This window comes from Saccharothrix sp. BKS2 (assembly GCF_047689505.1).
Classification (GTDB): Bacteria; Actinomycetota; Actinomycetes; order Mycobacteriales; family Pseudonocardiaceae; genus Actinosynnema; species Actinosynnema lopnurensis.
The window spans coordinates 1-21,838 of the sequence record NZ_JAUQOL010000022.1; the positions used below are offsets into that span (position 1 = coordinate 1).

Sequence of the window (21,838 nt, forward strand, 5' to 3'; positions counted from 1 at the left end):
CCGGGCAGGCCACCGAATTCGGGTTCCAGGGCACCGGCTCCGCCACCGACCTCACACCCACCTGCACCGCGAGCTGACCCGAATTCACCCAGTCGGATCGACGGCGACCCGGACACCGGGTCGCCGTCGTGCTGTCCGGAACCGTCCAGGCCCGTTCGCACGGGCCCGGCGGCTCTAGGCGTGGTCGCGCCGGTGGCCGCCCACGCCCTCGTCGTCCGCGCCGGACCAGAACGCCGGGTCGTACGGGGTGTCGGGCACGACCACCACCGCGTCCGGGTCCACCGCGGCGGGCCGCGCCGACCGGGCGAACTCGGCGAGGTCGATCTCCAGCCGCTCGACGCTGTTGACGACCCGGCGGGCGGCGGGGGTGCCGGCGTCGTCGGAGCGGAGCGTCCCGACCCGCGTGCGCAGGCGCACGACGAGCCGCCGCAGCTCAGCCATCTCGTTCTCGGGCATTCATCTCCCCCTCGTCGCGCGACCGGGTGGTTCAACTCGGTCAACGCTAGGAACCGGCCGGCCGCCGGACAACCCCTAAGGGCCCTATGACCAGGGGTGTTCCGAATAGGGGTGGTCGTGCGCGCGGCGCCCGACCGGGGTGGTCGGGCGCCGCTGGGGGTGGTTCTCCGGACCGGGTCCGGCTACGGGACCGGGTACTCGGCCACGTAGACCGGTGCGCCGATCCTGGTCGTGTCGGCCGGGTCGCCGATGCCGTTGACCACGTGGTCGACGGTGCCCGCGCCCAGGTTGACGGTCATGATGTGGTGCAGCTTGACGCCGGGGGTCCGGGGCACCTCGAAGCCGTTCTCGGTGTGGATCTCCGGGTTGTTCTGGTTGAACACGTACACACCGCCGCCGTGCAGGGTGTGCCGGCGCACGCGGTCGCCCACCTTGTAGCCCGCCCAGCCCTCGACGGAGCCCTTCATCCAGTCCGCCTGCGTCGGCGGGTCGTAGGGCAGCTCGTTCTGGTAGAGCACGGTGGTGCCGTCCTCGCCGTTCCAAACGGTGTTGTGCCGCTGGAAGTGCTCGACGAACAGGCCCGTCGCGGTCACCCGGTCGCCGTTGATCACAACGCCCGTGCGGCCGGTGTTGGTGCGCCAGCGCTCGGTGTCGGTGAAGCCCTCGACGCCGTGGTCGGCCCGCCACACCCAGGTGTGGTCGATGAGCACGTTGTCGCTGTTGACCTCCAGCGCGGTGTCGGTCTTGCCGACGTGCGGCCCGCCGACGCGGAAGTACACGTCCGACAGGGTCAGCGGGTTGTTCGGCGAGGACCAGTTGACGCCGTGCTCCTTGCCGACCCGCAGCAGGACCGGCGAGAGCTTCGTGCCGGCGTCGATGGTGACACCCGCGATGACGACGCCCGGCACGCCCGCGACGTCCAGCGGGACCGCGCCGTTCACGGCGGTGAGCGTGGCGTGCCCGATGCCGAGGACGACGGTGTCGGGGCGCCGGACCTCGATGCTGCGGGCGATGTCGTACACGCCCGGGGTCAGCAGCAGGTGCTTGCCGAGCAGCAGCGCGGTGTTGATCTCGCGCACCGAGTCGCCCGGCTCGGCCACGTAGAAGTCGCGCAGCGGGATGGTGCGGCCGGGCGTCGTGCCGTTCGCCCAGGACACGCCGCTGGTGTTCCGGCGGGCGGCCGGGACGCGGACGTTGTAGGCGCCCTTGGCGTCGACGAACAGGTACGGCTTCTCCCGGCTCAGCGGGGTGGTGTCGAGCGTGGTGTACGGCGGGTTCGGGAAGTCGGCGTCGTCGGGCGCGCCCACGACACCGGAGAAGACCTGGTTCCACACGCCGTTGGACCAGCCGGCGACCTCGCTGTTGCGGGTCAGCCACTGCTGCTGGGAGCCGTTGGTGACCACCGGGAGCCGGGAGTCGGCGATGAAGCCGCCGCTGGCGTACTGCGGGCCGGCGGTGCAGTAGTCCATCAGCGACAGCGGGCCGCCGGTGACGTTGAGCCGGCGCATCGACACCGCCTGGGACACCGCCCAGAAGTTCGTCGCGGACCGGCAGCCGTCCTGACCGGCCCCGTTGACGTTGATGGTCAGGTTGCCCAGGGTGCGCCAGAAGTTGACCAGGGCGAGGCAGTTGGCCGTGCCGCCCTCGGTCAGGCAGCGGTTGTAGACCTCGACCTTGCCGTTGATGACGACGTCGGTGGGCGACGCGCCCAGGCCGGCGACCTCGGTGTAGTAGCCGACCTTGATCTGGAGCGGCTGCTCGGCGGTGCCGTAGTGGCCCGGCTTGAACAGGTAGGCGTACCGCTCGGTGCCCATCTCGTTGTCGACCTGGGCGGCGTGCGCCCGGTCCAGCTCGGCCTGGATCTCGGCGACGGGCATGGCGGGGTCGAAGACCTTGACGTTCACGCCGAGGTCGGCGGCACCGCGCCGCGGCTGGTCCGCGCTCGCGGCCGGGGCGGTCACCGCGGTGGTGGCGGCCGTAGCCAGGACGAGTCCCAGTACGAATGACCTGCCAAAACGCGTGTGAGCGCTCTCACGTCTTGGGTGGCGCTGGATCGACATTGACCTGCCTCTGAGAAGTAGGGACGTTCGGGGGCAGCCCGCTGCGAGAGCGCTCTCTCAGTGGTTCTTCGAGGTCAGGCGGCGGGCGGCGTGGTTGGCTATTCTTACTCCGTCGAACGCTTCGACGCCATGCCCCGTCGTCCCGGTTTTTCGGGGATCCGGGCGGTTCCCGGTTCAGATGGCACCCGTGCGGATCGCGTGGGCCACCGCGTGCGGCCGGTTGCGCAGGCCCATCCTGGCGGTCACCTCGTACAGGGTGTTCTTGATCGTGCGCTCCGCGTAACCCAGCTCCGCCGCGATCTGCGCGGTGCTGCGCCCCTCGGCCAGCAGCCGCAGGACGCCGACCTCCCGGGGCAGCAGGCGGCCGGGGACCGGTTCGGCCGGCGGGTCGGCCTCGTAGCGCGCGCGGTGGAACCCGTCGAGCAGCTCCCGGGCGGTGACCGCCGGCCCGGTCGCCGCGCGCAGGACGGCGTGCGGCAGCCGACCGCCGGTGGCCGCCGACCGGGGCAGCGCCCCCACCACGCCGGCGCGGACCAGGCGGAGCGCGTCGGGCCGGGACAGGCGGTTCGCCACCAGCACCGCCGGCGGGCCGGTCGGGCGCCCCGCCCCGACGTCCGCCACCGCGCCCGTCGGGGCCAGGAGCAGCACGTCGGCCGCCGCCCGTCCGGACGCGGGCACCGCGGTGATCCCGGGCGCGGCGTCGAGGCAGGCGGTCAGCGCGGCCAGCGAGAGCGGGTCGCCCGCCCGGACGACCACGCGCACACCCGGGACGATCGGAGGTCCACCGCTCATGGGTTCACCCTAGGAACCGGCGGGGCGGGGGTCACTGCCGCGCGCTGGAGCCCGGTGGTGCAGCCTGCGGGATGGTCAGGCGCCGGTCCGGGACGGCGGGCCGCAACACGGTCGGTCACACACCCGTCGGCCCGCAACGCGGTCCGACCACCGGCACGGCGCAGGGGTCACCGCCGCACGCCGAACCCCGTGGCCCAGCCCGCAGGACGGTCAGGCACCGGCCGGGATCGCGGCCCGCAACGCGGTCGGACCACCGGCGGGGCTGTCCACCTCGGTGACGCCGTCGAACGCGGCGACGCGGTGCCGGATGCCCAGCAGGCCGGTGCCCAGCGCCTCGTCGGCGCCGCCGCGGCCGTCGTCCACGACCTCGACCCGGAGCAGGCCGCCGTCGAGGCCCAGCCGCACGGTGATCCGGGTCGCCCCGCTGTGCTTGACCGCGTTGGTCAGCGCTTCGGCCACCACGAAGTAGGCGGCCGCCTCCACCGCGGCGGGCAGGCGCGGCACGGGCCGCTCGTCGTAGGAGCACGGGATCGCGCAGTGCGCGACCAGGGACGCGACCGCGCCGGTCAGGCCGCGGTCGGCCAGCACCGGCGGGTGGATGCCGCGCACCACGTCGCGCAGTTCCGCGAGCGCGTCGGAGGCCGCGTTCTGCGCGGTGAGCAGCATCGGCAGGACCGCCCCGGGGTCGCGGCGCAGCGCGCGTTCCGCCATGCCCAGGTGCATCACCACCGCGACCAGGCGGTTCTGCGTGCCGTCGTGCAGGCTGCGCTCGATGCGGCGCAGCTCGTTGCCGTGCGCTTCGAGCGCGTCCGCCCGGGTGGCCGTCACCTCGGCCAGGCGCTCCACGAGGGTCGGCTCGGGCGGCGCCAGCCTCGCCACCCCCACCCGGGCGCACCAGCCCGCCAGCGGCGGCACGAGGAGCCAGCCCACCGCCCCGTACCCGAGGGCGGTGGCCAGCGCGACGACCGCGCCGCCCCACGAGGTCACCGGCGCGTCCAGGGTGGTCGTGACGCCGGGCACGAACGGCCCGACCGCGGCGATCACCGCGTTCTGCGCGGCGCCGGCGGGCGCGCCGACCGCGACCGCGCCCGCCAGCAGGCCCCCGGTGGCCTGGAACAGCAGCCAGGCCAGGTCCCGGCGCACGGCCGGGTCGGTCAGCACGGTGGCGAGGTCCCAGGTGGGCGACTCCGGCGGCGCGGGGACCGGTGTGCCGAGGAAGCGGCCGACGCGGCGGCGCTCGAACGCGGCCAGCTCCCGGGCCACCCGGGCGACGTGGGGCAGCAGCGGGAGCGTGACGACCAGCGCCACGCACAGGAGCAGTCCGATGAGGACGAACCACGACGCCGCGCCGAGGGCCAGGCCGACGGTGAGGAACCGCAGCCCCGGCAACCGGGAGCGCCACGCGAGACCAGTCATCCCTGCTGCTTTCCGGGAGGTGGCGGAGCGCCGTCGATGATGGCACAGGTGGAGGAGGCCGGGCCCCGGGCCGGGGAGAGCGGGCCGGCTGCCCCGGTGGACGGGTACGCGCGGGCACACCGGGCGAGGTGACGCCCGACGCGTGGTGGGATGTGCCCATGCGAATCGTGATCGCGGAGGACGACGCCCTCCTGCGGGCGGGCCTCGAACTGCTGCTGCGCGCCGAGTCGCTCGACGTGGTGGCGGCCACCCCCGACGCGGAGGCGTTCCTCGCGGCGGTCGACGAGCACCGGCCCGACGTGGCCATCGTGGACGTGCGGATGCCGCCGTCGCACACCGACGAGGGAATCCGGGCGGCGGTCGAGGCCCGGCGCAGGCAGCCCGGCCTGGCCGTGCTGGTGCTGTCTGCCTACGTCGAGCAGGCTTTCGCCACCGAGCTGCTCGCCCACGGCGCGGCCCGCCTCGGCTACCTGCTCAAGGAGCGGGTGGGCCGGGTCGAGGAGTTCCTGGACGCGCTGCACCGGGTCGCGGCCGGCGGCACCGCCGTGGACCCGGACGTCGTCGCCCAGCTCTTCGCCCGCAGCCGGCCCGACACCCGGCTGGAGCGGCTCACCCCGCGCGAGCGCGACGTGCTGGCCCTGATGGCCGAGGGGCTGGGCAACGCCGCCGTCGCCACCCGGCTCGTGGTCACCGAGGGCGCGGTGCACAAGCACATCCGCAGCATCTTCGCCAAGCTCGACCTGACACCGGCCGACGAGGTCGACCGGCGCGTGGCCGCGGTGCTGCACTACCTGGAGAAGTCCTGACCACGCGCATCAGAGGAGCCCGGCGCGCAGGGCGAAGGCGACCGCGTGGGAGCGGGTGGTCAGCCGGTGGCGGGCCAGGAACGCCTGGAGCGCGTACTTGACCGTCCGCTCCGAGCACCCCAGCACCCCGGCGACCTCCCCGGTGTCGAGCCCCTCCGCGACCAGCAGGAGGACCCGGCGCTCGCGGGCGGTCACCGCCGGCGGCCCGCCCGGTCCCGGGACCTGCCGGCGCAGGTGCCGCACCCGCGCCAGCAGCAGGCCCTGCAACCTGGGCGGCAGGTCGGCCGCGCCGTCGCCGGCGGCCAGCACGGCGGCCGCGATCCGGTCGCCGGTGGCCTCGCGCAGCGGGAGGACCGCCACCACGCCCAGCGCCACCGCCTCCTCCAGCCCGCTCTCGCGGAACTCGTCGGCGACCACCACGCAGCGGGGTTCGACGCCGCGCGCCGAGCCGGTGCCCGCGCCGCGCAGCAGCCGGACCGCCCGCTCGTCGAAGACCTCCTCGACCAGCAGCAGGACGTCGGCGTCCTCGACCCGGGGCGAGACCGCGAGACCGCGCCGCCCGCCCAGCAGCCCGACCGCGCCCGCGCGCAGCACGGGGTCGGCGGCCCGCACCGCCACGGTGACCGCCGGCCCGCCACCCGCGCGCCCGGTCCGGGCCGGCGGGCGGCGGCAGGTCGTCGCGGCCGTCACGCGCGGACCCCGATCACGTCCACGGGCCGCGCCCGCAGGGCCACCCGGGTGGGTACGGCGACGGCGGCGAGCCCCAGCACCGCCGTGACGCCGACGATCGCCAGGTACACCAGCGGCGGCACCGAGGGCAGCGGCGAGCCGGTGAGGCCGACGCTCACCCCGACCAGGGTGGGCACCGCGGCCGCCGTGCCGACCACCACCGCGATGCCGACCACGAGCAGCGCCTCGACGCGCGTCATCCGCGCCACCTGCCTCCGGCCGGTGCCGACCAGCCGCAGCAGCGCGAACTCCCGCGACCGCTCGGCCGTCGCCATGACCAGGGTGTTGACCACCGAGATGGCCAGGTAGCCCAGGACCACCAGCAGCGCGATCAGGCTGGTCCACGACTGCGCGTCGCGCCCGGCCTGCCCGGCGGCCTCCAGCGCGGCGCGGTCCTGGACCGCGAGGCCGGGGAAGCGCTCGGCCAGCGCCGCCAGGCCGGGTCCGGCCGAGCCGTCGGTCCGCACCAGCACCGAGTGGTCGAGCCGGGTGGTGGTGTGCGCGGCCAGGACGTCGCGGGGCAGGGTCACGTCGCCGAACCCCAGGCCCCGGTCGTACAGGGCCACGACGGTCGGCCGCACGGCCGCGCCGTCGCCCAGCCGCAGGTCGACCCGGTCGCCGACGCCGACGCCGATCGACGCGGCGGCCGGCGCGCTCAGCGCGACGGCCTCGCCGCGCAGGGCGGCCAGGTCGCCCTCGCGCGGCCGCAGGTCCAGCGTGTCGCCGAACCCGCCGGCGGGGAGCCCCTGCGCCGCGTAGGCCGTCACCTGCGGGTCACCGAGCACGGTCTGGTCGACGAAGACCTGGCTGCGCACCACCGGGGTCGCCTGCCGCACCCCGGCCACGGCCCGGACCGCGTCGGTGACCTGCGGCGCGAGCCCGACGGGGCCGGCCAGCACGAAGTCGGCCACCACCCCGTCGTCGGCCTGCGCGGCGGCCGCGGCGCTCACCGTGGTCTGGGTGAAGATCTGCACCGACGCGGTGGCCACGGCGAGCACCATCGGGGTGACCACGGCGGCCAGCCGCCGCGCGTTGGCCGCGACGCCCTCGACCGCCAGGTGCCCGCCGACCGGGGACAGCGCCCGCAGCGGGCGGGCCGGCAGCCGGGCCGCCCGGCCGACCAGCAGCGGGCCGAGCAGGGCCGCGCCGAGCACCAGCAGCAGCGCCGACGAGGCCGCGACCGCCGCGCCGAACTCCCCCGGCACGAACAGCGGTGTCGTCGCCGCGCCCAGCCCCAGCGCCACCGACGCCAGGCCGGCGACGACGCGGGCGCGGCCCAGCCCCTCCGGTTCCACCGACGCCTCGCGCAGCGCGTCCACGGGCGGGGCCGAGGCGGCGCGGCGGGCCGCGAACCACCCGGCGACCCGCGCCGTGCCGACCACGAGCAGGACCGCGGCCAGCGGCGGCAGCGGGCTCAGGGCCAGGGCGAAGTCCCCGGGCAGCAGGCCCGCGCCGGCGAACGCGTCGCGCATCAGGTGCGCCGCGGCGAAGCCGGGCCCCGCGCCGAGCACCGCGGCCGCGCCCGCCGCGATCAGGATCTCCGCGCCGACGAGGCGGTGGACCTGCCGGGGAGTCGCGGCCACCGCCCGCAGCAGCGCCAGCTCCCGCGCGCGCTGCCGGATCGACAGGCCGAGCGTGCCCGCCACCACGAGCACCGCGACCAGCAGCGTGGTGCCCGCGAACGCCAGCGTCAGCACCACCAGTTCCGAGCGCACCCGGCCCACGTCGGTGAACTCCAGGTCACCGCGGGCGGCGCCGGTGCGGACGTCGGCGGCCAAGCCGGTCAGCGCGGTCCGGACCCGGTCGGCCAGGTCGTCCGGGTCGACGCCGGGCGCGGCCAGCACGCCGACGACGTCCACCTGGTCGGGGCGCCCGGAGCGGGCGCGGGCCTGCTCGTCGGTGAGGAACAGGGCGGGCCGCCGCGCGGTGTCCACGCCGGTCGCGGCGGCGATGCCGGCCACCACGTGCGGCTCCGGCCCGCCGCCGAAGGCCAGCGGCAGCCGGTCCCCGACGCGCGCCCCGACCCGGTCGGCGAGCGCCGCGTCCAGCACGATCTCCCCCGGTCCGCGCGGCTCGGCGCCGTCCCGCAGCGCCAGCGGGGTCAGCGCCGCCGAGCTCCAGCCCAGCGCCACCGCGCCCGCTCCGCCCGGCACGACCACCGGGGCGGAGCTCTCCCCCACCGCGCGGGCCACCCCGGGGACCGCCGCGACCCGGGCCACCGCGTCGGCGGGCAGCGGGGCGCGCTCGCTCAGCGGCACGTCGAGGTCACCCGCCACGGGCAGCGCCTGCGGCCCCGCGACCACGACCGCCGCGCCCGCGTACCGCTGCGGGGCGACCCCGGCGCGCAGCCCGGACTCGAACAGCACGCCCAGCGCCGTGAGCAGCGCCGAGGCGCACAGGACCGCGATGAACACGCCCGCGAAGCCGCCGATCCGGTGGCGGATCGAGGCCAGTGCCAGCTGCCGCACCGTCACCACTCCCCCAACTGCGTCATGCGCTCGGCGATGGCCTCGGGGGACGGGTCGGCCAGGGAGCCCGCGAGCCCGCCGTCCCGGAGGAACACGACCTGGTCGGCGTACGAGGCGGCCAGCGGGTCGTGGGTCACCATCAGCACGGTCTGCCCGGTGCCGTCGACGATGTCGCGCAACAGCTCCAGCACCTGCCTGCCGGTGCGGCTGTCCAGCGCGCCGGTCGGCTCGTCGGCGAGGACCACGTCCGGCCGGGTGATGAGCGCGCGGGCGATGGCGACGCGCTGCTGCTGGCCGCCGGACAGCTGGGCGGGCCGGTGGCCGAGCCGGTCGGCCAGCCCGACGCGCTCCACCACGTGCCGCGGCCAGGCCGGGTCGGGCGCGCCCGCGCCGAGCAGCAGCGGCAGGCGGATGTTCTGCTCCACGGTCAGCGACGGGACCAGGTTGTACGCCTGGAACACGAAGCCGATCCGGTCGCGGCGCACCGCGGTCAGCCGCTTCTCGTCCAGTGTGGACAGTTCGGTGCCGCCCAGCAGGACCGAACCCGACGTCGGCCGGTCCAGGCCGGCGGCGCAGTGCAGGAAGGTGCTCTTGCCGGACCCGGAGGGGCCCATCACGGCGGTGAAGCCGCCGCGCGGCAGGTCGATCGTCACGCCGTCCAGCGCGGTCACCGCGCGGTCGCCCGACCCGTACACCTTCGTCACCGACGACATCCTGACGGCCGGTACCGCGGCGGTGGCGCGCTCCGGCGCCTTCGTCTCCATCACGGGTACGACGCTAGGCAGCGCGGCCGCCCGGGACGATCCACCGCACTGCCCGGTCCGCGGTACAGCCTGCTGTACCCCCGGGTGCGGCTAGCGGGCCGGGGCGGCGCTCAGGAGAGCTCCTTGCCGAACAGCAGCTTCCAGGGCATCAACGCGGATTCCAACTGGACCGCGAAGCTCATCTTGGAGCTGCCCACCACGCGCTCCTCGAACCTGATCGGGACCTCGACGATGCGCATCCCGTGCTTCACCGTGCGGTGGTTCATCTCGACCTGGAACGCGTACCCGTTGCTGCGCACCGAGGCGAAGTCGATCTTCCGCAGGGTGGCCGCGTGCCACGCCTTGAACCCGGCGGTGGCGTCCTTGACGCCCAGCCGCAGGATGGTGTTGACGTAGAGGTTCGCCCACGCGGACAACAGCTTGCGGTGCCACGGCCACTCGCCGGCGACCGAGCCGCCCGGGACGTAGCGGGAGCCGATCACGACTGCCGCGTCCGAGTCGGCCAGCGCCCGCACCACGGCGGGGAGCGCGCCGGCGGGGTGGGAGAGGTCGGCGTCCATCTGGACCACCACGTCGGCGCCGCCGTCCAGGGCCCTGCCGATGCCCGCGACGTAGGCCCGGCCCAGGCCGTCCTTCTCCGTGCGGTGCAGCACCTCGACCGGGATCGGCCCGTCGGCCGCGAGCCCGTCGGCGACCTCGCCCGTGCCGTCCGGGGAGTTGTCGTCGACGACCAGGACGCGCAGGTCGGGCAGCCCGAGGCCGGCGAGCGAGTCGACCAGCCTCGGCAGGTTCTCCCGCTCGTTGTAGGTCGGGACCACGACCGTGATCCTGGGCGAGCTCACTTCCACCGTAATTCCCCAACCGTGTCCACGTGTTCGGCGACCATGCGACCTGGCCCTTCGTCAGCGTTCGATCGTATCGGCAGCGCGGGAGCACGCGGCCGCCCACCTGCCGGCGCGCGGGGGCGGACGACCGCGGGCCCGGGAGCGGAAAGCGCCGCTCAGGTGGTCAGGACCGCAGGTCCCAGCCGGAGCAGCCCGTCGTCGAGGGGGACGCAGCGCAGCCCGCCGCGACCGCGCAGCGCCTTGAGCGCCCCCGGCGCGACCACGGCGTTCATCCACCCGCACGGGTGCGCCGGCCGGTGCGCCTCGAACCGCACCGGGCCGTCGCCGGAGTCCAGGCCGAACACCCCGCCCCGGGCGAGCCCGTCGACGTCGAACCCGCGCAGCACGACGTTGCGCCGCACGACCAGCGGGCTCGGCACGGCGGTCAGGCCGAGGTCGCGCGCCGCGCGTTCGAGCGATTCGACGGCGAACACCGTGACGGCGGCCGTGCGGTGGGCGGGCCGGTTGAAGTAGCGGTCGCCCACCAGGCCGAGGCCCGCCCGGACCTCGACGCGGTCGCGGGAGGCGGGCTCCGGGTCGGGGCGCGGCCCGTCGGCGGGCCGCCCCTCGTAGGCGTGCACGGGCGACACGTGCAGCGCCACCACCTCGACGTGCGCCCTCAGCGCTCGCCGAGCTGCCACTCGGGCCTCACGTAGTGGCAGGTGTAGCCGTTCGGGTAGCGCTCCAGGTAGTCCTGGTGCTCCGGCTCGGCCTCCCAGAAGTCCCCCGCCTGGGTGACCTCGGTGACGACCCGGCCCGGCCACCGGCCGGACGCGTCCACGTCGGCGATGGTGGCCTCCGCGACCCGCTTCTGGGCGTCGCTCTCGTAGAAGATCGCGGAGCGGTAGCTGGTGCCGATGTCGTTGCCCTGCCGGTCGCGCGTCGTCGGGTCGTGGACCTGGAAGAAGAACTCCAGGACCTGGCGGTAGCTCAACCGCTCCGGGTCGAAGACGATCTCGATGGCCTCGGCGTGGCCGCCGTGGTCGCGGTAGGTGGCGTTGGGCACGTCACCGCCGGTGTAGCCCACGCGGGTGGAGACGACACCCGGGTGGCGGCGGAACAGGTCTTGCATGCCCCAGAAGCACCCGCCCGCCAGGACGGCCTTCTCGGTCACAGTGGCCATGTGTCGCTCCGCTCCTGAAAAAATCCGATGGATCTCCACCACTCCGAACGCCCACGAGCCCCCCGGTCATCCCGGTCCGGCTGTGATCCGCGTCCGACCTGCCATCTTCCCCACCGGGGCAACAGAACGCACCCCTGCGGCGTAATCACCAAGAGGGGCACCGCGCCGCTCAGGTGAGGAGGACCACGAAGTGAGAGCAACGCTGACCGGAGCGGTCGTCGCGGCGCTGGTGCTCGCGGCGGTGACCCCGGCGCACGCGGCCGGGCCGGGTCCGGCCGGGTTCGGGGACCCGTACTACCCGCTGGCGGGCGGTGGGGGCTACGACGTGGGGCACTACGACCTGCGCCTGGCCTACGAGCCCGCGACGGACGTGCTGACCGGGACCACCACCATCCGGCTGACCACCACGACCGAGCTGTCGTCGGTCAACTTCGACTTCGCCCTGCCGGTGCGGTCGGCCAGGGTGGGCGGGCGGGACGTCGGGTTCGCGCAGCACGACCACGAACTGCTGGTCGGCGCGGGCGGCGACGTGCCGGCCGGGACGGAGCTGACGTTCGTGATCGGCTATTCGGCCTCGCCGTCGAACACCCACGCCGAGGTGCCGGTCACCCGGTGGAAGCGGACGCCGGACGGGGCGCTGGCGATCGCCGCGCCGACCATGTCGCCGTGGTGGTACCCGAGCAACGACCACCCCGGCGACAAGGCCACCTACGACGTGTCGATCACGGTGCCCGACGGCGTGGAGGCGATCTCCAACGGCGAGCTGCTGGGCACGTACCCGCAGGGCGACGGCCGGACCACGTGGGGCTGGTTCAGCGGCGAGCCGCAGACCACCTACGCGACGTTCCTCGCGATCGGGCAGTTCGACGTGCGGCGGTCCACCACCGGGGACGGCAGGCGGGTCCTGACCGCGTACTCGACCGCCCTGAGCGGGACGGCGGCGCGGGAGAGCGTGGAGCGGACGCCGGAGCTGGTGCGGTTCCTGGAGGGCCGGTTCGGCCCGTACCCGTTCGCCGACCTGGGCGGACTGGTCACGCCGCACACCTCGTCGCCCCTGGAGACGCGGACCCGGCCGGCGTACCCGGCGCGGGCGTTCCGGGACGGGCCGAACACCTACGTGGTCGTGCACGAACTGGCGCACCAGTGGTTCGGCAACTCGGTGTCGATGAGCCGGTGGAGCGACATCTGGCTGGGCGAGGGGTTCGCCACCTACGCGGAGTGGCTGTGGTCGGAGGCCAACGGCCAGGGCACCGCGCGCGAGCTCGCGGACTGGACCCACCGCCACTACCCGGCCGACCACGAGGTGTGGGACGTGGCGGTGGCGGACCCGACGCCGCGCTACCAGTACGGGGCCGCGGTGCACGAGCGCGGGGCGCTGGCGCTCCAGGCGCTGCGCACCGAGGTCGGCGACGAGGTGTTCTTCCGGACGCTGCGGACGTGGGCCGGGCGCGGGGCGGGCGGCCACGGCACGTCGGCCGGGTTCGCCGCGCTGGCCGAGGAGGTGGCGGGCCGCGACCTGGACGGCCTGTTCGACACCTGGGTGTTCGGCGCGGGCAAGCCGGTGCTCGCCACCGCGGTGGCGGCCGAGCCCGTGTCGTTCCGGCAGGTCCACCGCCGCTGACGGGTGGTAGGGCCGCCGGAGCGGTTCCGGCGGCCCTACCGGGGTGATCACGCGGGCAGGAAGTCCTCGACGGCCCGGCGCAGGGTCTCGCGGACCACGGTCGGGTCGTCGAGGTCCCCGCCCCCGAGGGCACCGTCCCGCAGCAGCACGAGCACGCGCGCGGCGTGGTCCGGGTCGGGGTGCCCGAGGTCGGCGGCCAGGTCGCGCAGGACCCCGAGGAACCAGGCGCGGTGGTCGTCGATCACCGCGCGCACCGGGTGGTCCGGGTCCGGGTACTCCGCGGCGGCGTTGAGGAACTGGCAGCCCCGGAAGTCCTCGGCGCGGGTCGCGTCGCCGACCACGCCCATGGTGGCGTGCAGGGCCTCGCGCGGCGGCTTGCCCTCCCGCGCCCCGGCGACGGCCTCGCGGATGGCCGCGCCGGTCGCCCCGAGGTAGGCGGCGACGAGGTCGTCCTTGCCGGGGAAGTGCCGGTAGAACGTCGCCCTGGTCACCGCGGCCTCGTTGACCAGGCGGTCCACCCCCACGGCGTGGATGCCCTCGGCGTAGAACAGGCGCGACGCCGTGCGCAGCAGCCGTTCCCTCGGGTGCGGCTCTCGGGTGGTTCCCACGCCCGCATCTTAGAGAAAGACCAGTCGTTCTGCTTCGTGGCGCCCATCACCTTGCCCTCAGAGGGAGAACGAATATTCTCTCTACCAGAAAGACCGATCGTTCTCTCCCGTTGAAGGTGGATCCCATGAGCAAGAACCCGACCGTCGTCCTCGTCCACGGCGCCTTCGCCGACTCCTCCAGCTGGAACGACGTGGTGGCCCGCCTCCACGAGCGGGGCCACCGGACCCTCGCGGTGGCGAACCCGCTGCGCGGCCTCGACGGCGACGCGGCCTACGTCGCCTCCGTGGTCGGGGCCGTGGACGGCCCGGTCGTCCTGGTCGGCCACTCCTACGGCGGCGTGCTGATCAGCCGGGCGGCGCGGGACCTGCCGAACGTGGAGGCCCTGGTCTACATCGCCGCGTTCCAGCCCGACACCGGCGAGAGCGCGCTCGGGCTGGCGACCCGCTTCCCCGGTGCGGAACTGGGCCCGGACACCACCACCGTGCTCGTGCACGACGGCGAGCCCGAGCTGCGGATCCGGCCCGAGGACTTCCGCCGGGTCTTCGCCGGCGACCTGCCCGCCGAGACCACCGCCACCCTGGCGGTCACCCAACGCCCGGTCGCCGAGCGGGCGCTGACCACCGGCCTGCCCGGCGAGCCCGCGTGGCGCGGCCTGCCGTCCTGGGCGCTGGTGGCCGCGCGGGACAACGCCATCCCGGCGCGGGCGCAGGAGTTCATGGCCGAGCGCGCCGGCTCGCGGACCGTCCGCGTGGACGCCTCCCACGCCGTCGCGGTCTCCCGCCCCGACGCCGTGGCCGACCTCGTCCTGGAAGCGGTCAAGGCCGTGGAGTCCGGCGAATCCGCCGGGTCCGGCGCCTGAACCGGGACCGGCGGTCCTCCCGCGGCCTCACCGGGCCGTGGGAGGGGCGGGTCGGTGTGCGGGGTCGGGCCGTCACACGGGTATGCCGGTGCGGGTCGACCGGTCCAGCGCCGCCAGCACGGTCCGGGCCGGTTCGGCGGGCGTCCCCGAGGTGGTGTCCACGGTCAGGTCGTAGGGCACGCCGTGGTCGTGCACCGCGCCGAAGTGCCCCCGCGCCGGCCCGACCGGGTTCGACCGCTCCCGTTCCCGGCGCTCCGCGACCGCGAGCGGGCACGTGACCGACACCAGCAGCACCTCCAGGCCCGACAGCGCCGCCGCCCACCCCGACAGCAGGTCCGGGGCCGGCAGCAGCTCGTCGACGACCAGGTCGTCACCCCCGCGCGCGAACGCGGCGGCCGCGAGTTGGGCGGACCGCAGCACCCGACGCCCGAACCCGCCGCAGTGGATGACCACCGACGGCCGCCCGTCGGCGTCCGAGCCGGTGCGGTCGTACCAGAAGCCGTCGCGGCTGAGCGGGCCGTCGCGCCCCCCGCCCCGGTTCGGCGGCACCAGGCCGAACAGCGTGTCGATGCCCCAGTGGACGAACGGGGTACCGCTCTCGTCCTGGATCGCGCGGGCCAGGGTCGTCTTGCCCGCGCTCGACGTGCCGTTGAGGAGGACGACCCGGCCGGGACGATCGGCGTTCGGCATCCGACGAGGGTGGCGAGCGCCCCCGGCCCGGGACGGGATCAGCCGTGCGCGGCGGTCAGGCGGCCTCCAGGACGAAGAACAGGAAGCACAGGAAGGCTTCCCGGTCCACGAACTCCTCGGGGAACAGCTCGCGGGCGCGCGGCCCGGGGGGCGGCTCGCTGATCACGGCCGTGCGGAAGCCGGCGGCGGTGAAGGCGTCGGTCATCGCGTGCAGCGGCCGGTGCCAGTTCGCGAGCACGGCCTTGCGACCGTTGAAGGTGTGCTCGTCGGACCACAGGGTGGTCGCGAAGTAGTCGGCCCCGGGGAACATCAGCTTGTAGACGCCGGGGTGGTTGACGGCGATGATCAGCCGGCCGCCGGGCTTGAGCACGCGCCGCAGCTCGGCCAGCGGTGCGGTCCAGTCCTCCAGGTAGTGCAGCACCAGCGCCGAGACGACGTCGTCGAACGCGCCGTCCGGGAACGGCAGGGGGTCGGCCAGGTCCGCGACCCGCAGGTCCGCGTCGGCGCCGAGCCGCCGCCGGGCCAGCCCCACCATCGTGGTGCTGGCGTCGAAGCCGCTGACGTCGGCGCCCCGGTCGCGCAGCGCCGCGAACAGGGGGCCGGAGCCGCACCCGGCGTCGAGCACCTTCCGGCCGGCCACGTCCCCGGCCAGGTCCAGCATGGCGGGCAGCGTGTAGTGGGCGTTGACGAGGCTGGTCTCGTTCTCGACCGCGTAAGCCTCGCCGAAGGCGTCGTAGTCGTTGGCCGCGACCTCGACCTCGACCTCGTCGACGGAGGCGGTGGAACTCTCGGGGACGACAGGCATGGCCTCCACAGTGGCACAGCGGACCCGCGCCGCGCCGGCGGATCGCGCACGGGCCCGGCGAGGGCTCGCCGCCGGGAACGCGCGACGGGAACGTGCCCCGGAGACGCACGCCGGAAGCGCACGCCGGGAACGCACCCCGCCGGACCGCATCCCGGGAACGCACCCCGGAAACGCACCCCGGAAACGCACCCCGGGAACGCACCCCGCCGGACCGCTAGCCGGCCCGGCTCGCGCCCGCCGCGGCGGCGCGGCGGGCCCGCGCCAGGGCCAGTCCACCGAGGACCGCGCCGACCAGCCCCACCACCGCGGCCACGACACCGCCGCCCAACCCGTTGCCGGTGCCGAGCCCGCCCTCCGCGGTGACCACGACCACCCCGCCGAGGACCGCACCGGCCACTCCCGACACGACGGCCGCCACGGCTCCGCCCCGCCCGGCGCGGGACACCGCCCGCCACCCGAGGACCACGCCGGCCAACCCCAGCAGCCCCGCCGGCAGGGCCGCGGTCCGCCCGGCGCCCATGGCGTAGGCGTCGGCGGCCGAGGGCAGGCCCGGAACCGGTTCGGCGAGCGCGGTCCCGCCGAACCGGGCGGTGGCGACGGCGACCAGGTCACACACGGACATGGGGTGCTCCTCCTGCGACTTCTCCTGCCGCCACCGGGAAGTGGTCGGACCGCTCGATCATGTCGACCCGACCCGTCCCCGGTCGTCGTGCGGGAGTGGGCAACCGGCGCTGCCGCGGATGCCGCAGGAGTTCCGGGTGTACCGCGAACGCGGTAGTCGAAAGGTCGTCCCCGTGCGGGATCCGGACGCCCCGGCCCCCGGCTAGGGTGCACGCATGAGCGGCGGGCGGATCGCTGTCGGGAACTGGGCGATCGCCGTCGGCGTGGCCGCGGCCCTGCTCGCCGCCGGGCTGTCCGGGGACCACCCCGCCGCCCGGCTCGACCCGCTGGGGCACGTGCTGCTGGCGGCCGGCGGCCTGGCGCTGGTCGCGCGCCGCCGCGCCCCGGTCGCCGTCCTGGCCGCCACCGGGTCGGCCGCGCTCGGCTACCAGGCCGTCGGGTTCGACGTGCCCGCGGTCGCGTACCTGTTCGCGGTGTACGCCGCGGTGCGGGCGGGGCACCGGGCCGTCGCGGTGGCGGGTTCGGTGGTCATGCTGGTCGCCCTGCCGCTGGCGATCCTGGCCTCCCCCCACGACTGGCCCGTGGGTGAGGTGCTCACGCAGTCCCGGGACGTCCTCCAGCTGGCCTGGCTGATCGCCGCCGGCGCGGCGGGCGAGGCGCTGCGGCAGGCCGAGCGCCGGGCGGACGAGGCCGAGCGCACCCGCGAGGAGACCGCGCGCCGCCGCGCCGACGAGGAGCGGCTGCACATCGCGCGGGAGCTGCACGACTCGCTCACCCACCAGATCTCGGTCATCAAGGTGCAGTCCGAGGTCGCCGTCCACCTGGCCCGCAAGCGGGGCGAGCAGGTGCCGGAGGCCCTGCTGGCGATCCGGGAGGCCGGTCGCGAGGCGGCCCGGGAGCTGCGGGCGACCCTGGAGGCGCTGCGCGACGACGACGCGCACCCGCCGCACGGGCTCGACCACGTCCCGGAACTGGTGCGGCGGGCCCGGAGCGCCGGCCTGGACGCGGAGCTGACGATCGACGGGGAGCGCGAGGACGTGCCGGCCGCGGTGGGGCGGACCGCCTACCGGGTCGTCCAGGAGTCGCTGACCAACATCGCCCGCCACGCCGCGGCCACCACCGCGTCGGTCCGGATCGACTACCGCCCCGACGCCCTGGTGATCCGGGTCGACGACGACGGCGGGGCCACGCCGGACGCCGCGCCGGTGCCCGGTGTCGGGCTGCTCGGGATGCGCGAGCGGGTCACCGCCCTCGGGGGCCGGCTGCGGGCGGCGCCGCGCAGCGGGGGCGGCTTCACCGTGCGGGCCGAGCTCCCCGTGGACCGGGCGCGGTGATCCGCGTCCTGCTGGTCGACGACCAGCCGCTCATCCGCAGCGGGTTCCGCGCGCTGCTCGACGTCGAGGACGACATCGAGGTGGTGGCCGAGGCCGGGGACGGCGCCGCGGGCGTGGCGCTGGCCCGGGAGCACCTGCCCGACATCGCGCTCGTCGACATCTCGATGCCGCTCGTCGACGGCATCGAGGCGACCCGGCGGATCGCCTCGGACCCGGCCCTGGCCGCGGTGCACGTGGTCATCCTCACCAACTACGGCTTCGACGAGCACGTCTTCCACGCGCTGCGCGCCGGGGCGGCCGGTTTCCTGGTCAAGGACATCCAGCCGGAGGATTTCCTGCACGCCGTGCGCGTGGCCGCCCGGGGCGAGGCCCTGCTCGCGCCGTCGATCACCCGCAGGCTGATCGACCGGTTCGTCAGCCGGCCGCTCGACCCCGGCGCGGGCACGGGGCTCGCGGAGCTGACCAACCGCGAGCGCGAGGCCGTCGTCCTGGTCGCGCGGGGCCTGTCCAACGACGAGGTGGCCGAGCAGATGGTGATCAGCCCGCTGACCGCGAAGACGCACGTCAACCGCGCGATGACCAAGCTCCGGGCCCGCGATCGCGCCCAGCTCGTGGTCCTCGCGTACGAGTCCGGCCTGGTGACCCCGCACGGCTCCTGACCCCGGGGTTCGGGAGGCGCGGTGCGGGCCGGCGACCCGTACTCCGGCGCCGGCCCGCACCGCGCGTCCAGACCGGTGCGGGTGCTGTGTTTTCAACACCGAGCGGTCTGGTGAGGACCCCCAGCAACGCGGTCCTACCGCACCTCGCGCAAGTGCGGCACTCCCCGGTTACCCACCAACGGGTGACCCACACGACTTCGACGTCCGTCGAAACCCGATCGGCCCGGCGGGGGCACCTCCGACCCCCTCCCCCGGGGTTCACCTACGCTTTTGCGGTGCTCGAAGAAGAGGGGTCCTGGCAGGCGGTGTTCGCGCGCATCGTCAACCAGTCGCACCTCGCCACCGCCGACGACCTGATGGGTATCGTGGACGGGGCGGCCGCGCTGGTCGGGGTGGCGGTGGAGCTCTACCTGGTCGACCTCGGCGAGCGGGAGCTGCACCCGGTGCGCCGGGGCGCCGGGCCGTCGCTGTCGGTGGAGGCCACCTTGGCGGGCCGGGTGTTCGCCCGGCTGGACATCGCCGTCTCGGTGGTCGAGGGGGAGGCCCCGCACCTGTGGGTGCCGGTGCTCGACGGCACCGAACGGCTCGGCGTGGCCCGGATGACCCTGCCCCCGGACGCCGACCCGCACGACCGGGTGCTGCGCGGGTACTGCTGGGCGCTGGCCGGGCAGCTCGCGCACCTCGTGCTGAGCAAGCAGCTCTACAGCGACCTGTTCCACCGCGTGCGCCGCACCAGGCCGCTGTCGGTGGCCGCCGAGCTGCTGTGGCAGCTGCTGCCGCCGAAGGTGTTCGCCAGCGACCGGGTGGTCATCGCCGCGGCGATGGAGCCCTACGACCGGGTCGGCGGCGACGGCTTCGACTACGCCGTGGACGACGGCCACGCCTACGTGGCGATCTTCGACGCGATGGGCCACGACCTGCACGCGGGCCTGACCACCTCCATCGCCCTGGCCGCTACCCGCAACGCCCGCCGGGCGGGCGCCGACCTGATCGCCGCCGCCGAGCTGGCCGACGACACCATCGCCGCCCACCGCCCGGCCGACACCTTCACCTACGCCACCGCGTTCCTGACGCAGCTGGACCTGGACACCGGCGAGCTGCACTACCTCAACGCCGGGCACCCGCCGCCCGTGGTGCTGCGGGAGGGCCGCGTGGTCCGGCTGCTCGACGGCGGCGGACGCACCGCCCTGGGCCTGGGCTCCATCGACACCGTCAAGCCCGAGGTGCAGCACGAGCAGCTGCAACCCGGCGACCGCGTGCTGTTCTACAGCGACGGCGTGGTCGAGGCCCGCAGCCCCGGCGGCGAGTTCTTCGGCCTGGACCGGCTGGTCGACCTCACCGAGCGCCACGAAGCCGCCGGCCTGCCCGCGCCCGAGACGCTGCGCCGCGTCGTGCGCGCCGTGCTCGACCACCAGCGCGACCACCTCCAGGACGACGCCACCCTCCTGATGGTGGAGTGGACGACTACCGACCAGGCCACCCTGCTGCCCACCCTGTGAACACCACCGTCCCACGGTTGGTCGTTCCCAACACGATCAGTGTGCTCGTCGGGTAAACGGGTACCTCATCGGGTGAGGAGTCGTCACCGGAGGAGAACGTGACAATCGTGGACATCGACGATCGCCCCGGACCGTTGCGGTCCCCGACCCTGGAGCTGGGCGACGACGTCACCCCGCTGGTGTCGGTGCGCCGGTGGGCGGGAGGCGAGCTGGCCGACCTGGTCGACGACGACCTGGACGACTGCGTCCTGGTGGTGACCGAGCTGGTCGCCAACGCCTACGACCACGGTCACGCGCCCCGCCGCGTCCGCCTGCGGCGCTCGTCCGAGCCCTGCGTGGTCCGCATCGAGGTCGACGACGTGTCCTCCGAGCGCCCCACCCTCGGCCGCTCCCGGCTCGGTCCCCACCGCGGGCGGGGCCTGGTCCTCGTCGCCAACCTGTCCGAGGACTGGGGGGTGGACCACCACCCGCACGGCAAGACGGTCTGGGCCGAGATCCCCTGCGCCCTCGCCGCGCGGTGATGTCGCGGTTGCGCACCGGCACCGGCACCGACGCCGTCCTGGTCGAGAACTGCCGCGGCGTCACGACCGCTGCCCGGGGCGGTCGGGTGTCCGGCGGCGGCGGGATCCGCCCGGCCGCGCGCACCGACTTCCCGGACGACAACCGGACCCTCCTCCAGAACCTCGCCGTCACCGACCAGACCACCCGGTAGAGCCCCTGCGCGGGCGACTCCGAGTTCCGCGACATCACCGCGGTCGACACCACCCGGGCGGTCCGCTGACCGGTCCGGTCACCGCGCGGACCTCCGCAGGCGGGCGAGCCGGACACGCCCATGGCGCAACGAAATCACCCGTTCGGGGGGACACCTCCCTGTTGGTGCGGGGGTCACCCACTCACCGGGTGTCTCCAACACGTCCGGGTGAGGCACATCGGGGACCGGACAGGAGCACGGGAGGAGTCCACCGGCAACACTGCGCTGCGCGCTCCCCGAACGCGGTCGTCGTCCGGGTGGGTGAGCCCCCGAACCGTGGCACAGTGACCCACCGGCCACCGACCCACCCGCACGATGAAGGGACCGTCCCCCATGCAGACCGAAGCCCAGGCCCGGATCGGACTCGTGTTCTCCCTGTTCGACGTCAACGGGAACGGCCGGGTCGAGGCCGACGACTTCGAGGCGATGGCCGGGCGCGTCGACGCGGTGGCCACCGCGTCCGACGACGCGGCGCGCGCGCGGATGACCGCCGCCTTCCGCGGCTACTGGGAGACGCTGGCCACCGAGCTGGACACCGACCGCGACGGCTCGGTCACCCCCGAGGAGTTCGCCGCGTGCGTGCTGTCGCCGGAGCGGTTCGAGGGCACCGTCGCGGAGTTCGCCGAATCACTCGCCGCGCTGGGCGACCCGGACGGTGACGGCCGCATCGAGCGCCCGCTGTTCATCGACCTGATGACCGCGATCGGCTTCGAGACGGCGAACACCAACGCGCTGTTCGACGCGTTCGGCCCCTCCGAGGCCGACGAGGTCGAGGTGCCCACGTGGGTCGAGGCCATCAAGGACTACTACCGGCCGGACAAGGCGGGCATCGCCGGTGACCTCCTGGTCGGCGGGACGGGCTGAGACGGGCGCGTGACGACGGGAGGGGACG

General features: G+C 75.1%; 23 protein-coding genes. 9 read left to right on the plus strand and 14 right to left on the minus strand.

Annotation, left to right across the window (positions count from 1 at the left end; translation table 11 throughout):
* Positions 1 to 174: 174 nt before the first annotated feature.
* The 4 genes from Q5530_RS34095 to Q5530_RS34110 form a co-directional block, all read right to left on the minus strand.
* Complete coding sequence (locus tag Q5530_RS34095) at positions 175 to 456, minus strand: hypothetical protein (protein WP_380640648.1); 282 nt, start codon at positions 454 to 456, stop codon at positions 175 to 177.
* A gap of 182 nt (positions 457 to 638) precedes the next feature.
* Entirely contained in the window at positions 639 to 2,417 is a 1,779-nt protein-coding gene (locus Q5530_RS34100) for a hypothetical protein (protein ID WP_415366927.1), read from the minus strand.
* 273 nt (positions 2,418 to 2,690) lie between these two features.
* Positions 2,691 to 3,308: a helix-turn-helix transcriptional regulator gene (locus Q5530_RS34105; protein ID WP_415366928.1), complete on the minus strand. Its 618-nt coding sequence runs from the start codon at positions 3,306 to 3,308 to the stop codon at positions 2,691 to 2,693.
* A gap of 210 nt (positions 3,309 to 3,518) precedes the next feature.
* Positions 3,519 to 4,724 carry a sensor histidine kinase gene (locus tag Q5530_RS34110; protein ID WP_415366929.1) on the minus strand — a complete coding sequence of 402 codons (1,206 nt, stop codon included), beginning with the start codon at positions 4,722 to 4,724 and terminating at the stop codon, positions 3,519 to 3,521.
* 158 nt (positions 4,725 to 4,882) lie between these two features.
* Here Q5530_RS34110 and Q5530_RS34115 point away from each other — a divergent pair, with 158 nt between their 5' ends.
* Positions 4,883 to 5,530 carry a response regulator gene (locus tag Q5530_RS34115; protein ID WP_415366930.1) on the plus strand — a complete coding sequence of 216 codons (648 nt, stop codon included), beginning with the start codon at positions 4,883 to 4,885 and terminating at the stop codon, positions 5,528 to 5,530.
* A 9-nt stretch (positions 5,531 to 5,539) separates the two neighbouring features.
* Here Q5530_RS34115 and Q5530_RS34120 read toward each other — a convergent pair whose 3' ends face one another.
* From Q5530_RS34120 to msrA, 6 genes are all read right to left on the minus strand, one after another.
* The gene (locus Q5530_RS34120) at positions 5,540 to 6,220 is read right to left on the minus strand and encodes a LuxR C-terminal-related transcriptional regulator (protein WP_415366931.1); all 681 of its coding nucleotides are present in this window, start codon (positions 6,218 to 6,220) and stop codon (positions 5,540 to 5,542) included.
* Positions 6,217 to 8,727 carry an ABC transporter permease gene (locus Q5530_RS34125; RefSeq protein ID WP_415366932.1) on the minus strand — a complete coding sequence of 837 codons (2,511 nt, stop codon included), beginning with the start codon at positions 8,725 to 8,727 and terminating at the stop codon, positions 6,217 to 6,219. Before Q5530_RS34125 ends, Q5530_RS34120 begins: the two co-directional genes overlap by 4 nt.
* Positions 8,728 to 8,729: 2 nt before the next feature.
* Positions 8,730 to 9,491 (minus strand): ABC transporter ATP-binding protein, encoded by a 762-nt coding sequence (locus Q5530_RS34130; protein WP_415367035.1) that lies wholly within the window; start codon positions 9,489 to 9,491, stop codon positions 8,730 to 8,732.
* A 110-nt stretch (positions 9,492 to 9,601) separates the two neighbouring features.
* Positions 9,602 to 10,333 (minus strand): polyprenol monophosphomannose synthase, encoded by a 732-nt coding sequence (locus Q5530_RS34135; RefSeq protein WP_415366933.1) that lies wholly within the window; start codon positions 10,331 to 10,333, stop codon positions 9,602 to 9,604.
* A gap of 158 nt (positions 10,334 to 10,491) precedes the next feature.
* Positions 10,492 to 11,016, minus strand: a complete 525-nt coding sequence (locus Q5530_RS34140) for an MOSC domain-containing protein (RefSeq protein ID WP_415366934.1) — start codon at positions 11,014 to 11,016, stop codon at positions 10,492 to 10,494.
* Positions 10,995 to 11,498: a peptide-methionine (S)-S-oxide reductase MsrA gene (gene msrA / locus Q5530_RS34145; RefSeq protein WP_415366935.1), complete on the minus strand. Its 504-nt coding sequence runs from the start codon at positions 11,496 to 11,498 to the stop codon at positions 10,995 to 10,997. Before msrA ends, Q5530_RS34140 begins: the two co-directional genes overlap by 22 nt.
* A 190-nt stretch (positions 11,499 to 11,688) precedes the next feature.
* Between msrA and Q5530_RS34150 the strand changes: the two genes are divergently transcribed.
* Positions 11,689 to 13,119 carry a M1 family metallopeptidase gene (locus Q5530_RS34150; protein ID WP_415366937.1) on the plus strand — a complete coding sequence of 477 codons (1,431 nt, stop codon included), beginning with the start codon at positions 11,689 to 11,691 and terminating at the stop codon, positions 13,117 to 13,119.
* A gap of 47 nt (positions 13,120 to 13,166) precedes the next feature.
* Here the strand turns inward: Q5530_RS34150 and Q5530_RS34155 are convergent, their stop codons facing one another.
* Positions 13,167 to 13,727 carry a TetR/AcrR family transcriptional regulator gene (locus tag Q5530_RS34155; RefSeq protein ID WP_415366938.1) on the minus strand — a complete coding sequence of 187 codons (561 nt, stop codon included), beginning with the start codon at positions 13,725 to 13,727 and terminating at the stop codon, positions 13,167 to 13,169.
* Positions 13,728 to 13,852: 125 nt separating this feature from the next.
* On the opposite strand from Q5530_RS34155, the gene Q5530_RS34160 reads away from it, so the two are divergent.
* The gene (locus Q5530_RS34160) at positions 13,853 to 14,587 is read left to right on the plus strand and encodes an alpha/beta fold hydrolase (RefSeq protein WP_415366939.1); all 735 of its coding nucleotides are present in this window, start codon (positions 13,853 to 13,855) and stop codon (positions 14,585 to 14,587) included.
* A 72-nt stretch (positions 14,588 to 14,659) separates the two neighbouring features.
* On the opposite strand, the gene Q5530_RS34165 is transcribed toward Q5530_RS34160, so the two are convergent.
* The 3 genes from Q5530_RS34165 to Q5530_RS34175 form a co-directional block, all read right to left on the minus strand.
* Entirely contained in the window at positions 14,660 to 15,277 is a 618-nt protein-coding gene (locus Q5530_RS34165; protein ID WP_415366940.1) for a chloramphenicol phosphotransferase CPT family protein, read from the minus strand.
* A 55-nt stretch (positions 15,278 to 15,332) separates the two neighbouring features.
* The gene (locus Q5530_RS34170; protein WP_415366941.1) at positions 15,333 to 16,082 is read right to left on the minus strand and encodes a class I SAM-dependent methyltransferase; all 750 of its coding nucleotides are present in this window, start codon (positions 16,080 to 16,082) and stop codon (positions 15,333 to 15,335) included.
* A gap of 214 nt (positions 16,083 to 16,296) precedes the next feature.
* Positions 16,297 to 16,704, minus strand: coding sequence for a DUF6223 family protein (locus Q5530_RS34175; RefSeq protein WP_415366943.1), 408 nt, complete (start codon positions 16,702 to 16,704; stop codon positions 16,297 to 16,299).
* 214 nt (positions 16,705 to 16,918) lie between these two features.
* Here Q5530_RS34175 and Q5530_RS34180 point away from each other — a divergent pair, with 214 nt between their 5' ends.
* The 6 genes from Q5530_RS34180 (at position 16,919) to Q5530_RS34205 (ending at position 21,810) form a co-directional block, all read left to right on the plus strand.
* Entirely contained in the window at positions 16,919 to 18,037 is a 1,119-nt protein-coding gene (locus Q5530_RS34180; protein ID WP_415366945.1) for a sensor histidine kinase, read from the plus strand.
* A complete protein-coding gene (locus Q5530_RS34185) occupies positions 18,034 to 18,696 on the plus strand; it encodes a response regulator (RefSeq protein WP_415366946.1) in 663 nt (220 codons plus the stop codon). Before Q5530_RS34180 ends, Q5530_RS34185 begins: the two co-directional genes overlap by 4 nt.
* A 275-nt stretch (positions 18,697 to 18,971) precedes the next feature.
* Entirely contained in the window at positions 18,972 to 20,195 is a 1,224-nt protein-coding gene (locus tag Q5530_RS34190) for a PP2C family protein-serine/threonine phosphatase (RefSeq protein ID WP_415366948.1), read from the plus strand.
* A gap of 107 nt (positions 20,196 to 20,302) precedes the next feature.
* The gene (locus Q5530_RS34195) at positions 20,303 to 20,716 is read left to right on the plus strand and encodes an ATP-binding protein (RefSeq protein WP_380640620.1); all 414 of its coding nucleotides are present in this window, start codon (positions 20,303 to 20,305) and stop codon (positions 20,714 to 20,716) included.
* Positions 20,716 to 20,907, plus strand: a complete 192-nt coding sequence (locus Q5530_RS34200) for a hypothetical protein (protein ID WP_415366950.1) — start codon at positions 20,716 to 20,718, stop codon at positions 20,905 to 20,907. Before Q5530_RS34195 ends, Q5530_RS34200 begins: the two co-directional genes overlap by 1 nt.
* 372 nt (positions 20,908 to 21,279) lie before the next feature.
* The gene (locus Q5530_RS34205) at positions 21,280 to 21,810 is read left to right on the plus strand and encodes an EF-hand domain-containing protein (protein ID WP_415366951.1); all 531 of its coding nucleotides are present in this window, start codon (positions 21,280 to 21,282) and stop codon (positions 21,808 to 21,810) included.
* Positions 21,811 to 21,838: the final 28 nt, after the last annotated feature.

What these genes read in the sequence shown, in the direction of transcription:
- Q5530_RS34095 (WP_380640648.1), bottom strand. Translation starts at nt 456, where the DNA reads ATGCCCGAGAACGAGATGGCTGAGCTGCGGCGGCTCGTCGTGCGCCTG.
- Q5530_RS34105 (WP_415366928.1), bottom strand. Translation starts at nt 3,308, where the DNA reads ATGAGCGGTGGACCTCCGATCGTCCCGGGTGTGCGCGTGGTCGTCCGG.
- Q5530_RS34110 (WP_415366929.1), bottom strand. Translation starts at nt 4,724, where the DNA reads ATGACTGGTCTCGCGTGGCGCTCCCGGTTGCCGGGGCTGCGGTTCCTC.
- Q5530_RS34115 (WP_415366930.1), top strand. Translation starts at nt 4,883, where the DNA reads ATGCGAATCGTGATCGCGGAGGACGACGCCCTCCTGCGGGCGGGCCTC.
- Q5530_RS34130 (WP_415367035.1), bottom strand. Translation starts at nt 9,491, where the DNA reads ATGGAGACGAAGGCGCCGGAGCGCGCCACCGCCGCGGTACCGGCCGTC.
- msrA (WP_415366935.1), bottom strand. Translation starts at nt 11,498, where the DNA reads ATGGCCACTGTGACCGAGAAGGCCGTCCTGGCGGGCGGGTGCTTCTGG.
- Q5530_RS34160 (WP_415366939.1), top strand. Translation starts at nt 13,853, where the DNA reads ATGAGCAAGAACCCGACCGTCGTCCTCGTCCACGGCGCCTTCGCCGAC.
- Q5530_RS34165 (WP_415366940.1), bottom strand. Translation starts at nt 15,277, where the DNA reads ATGCCGAACGCCGATCGTCCCGGCCGGGTCGTCCTCCTCAACGGCACG.
- Q5530_RS34170 (WP_415366941.1), bottom strand. Translation starts at nt 16,082, where the DNA reads ATGCCTGTCGTCCCCGAGAGTTCCACCGCCTCCGTCGACGAGGTCGAG.
- Q5530_RS34175 (WP_415366943.1), bottom strand. Translation starts at nt 16,704, where the DNA reads ATGTCCGTGTGTGACCTGGTCGCCGTCGCCACCGCCCGGTTCGGCGGG.
- Q5530_RS34180 (WP_415366945.1), top strand. Translation starts at nt 16,919, where the DNA reads ATGAGCGGCGGGCGGATCGCTGTCGGGAACTGGGCGATCGCCGTCGGC.
- Q5530_RS34200 (WP_415366950.1), top strand. Translation starts at nt 20,716, where the DNA reads ATGTCGCGGTTGCGCACCGGCACCGGCACCGACGCCGTCCTGGTCGAG.
- Q5530_RS34205 (WP_415366951.1), top strand. Translation starts at nt 21,280, where the DNA reads ATGCAGACCGAAGCCCAGGCCCGGATCGGACTCGTGTTCTCCCTGTTC.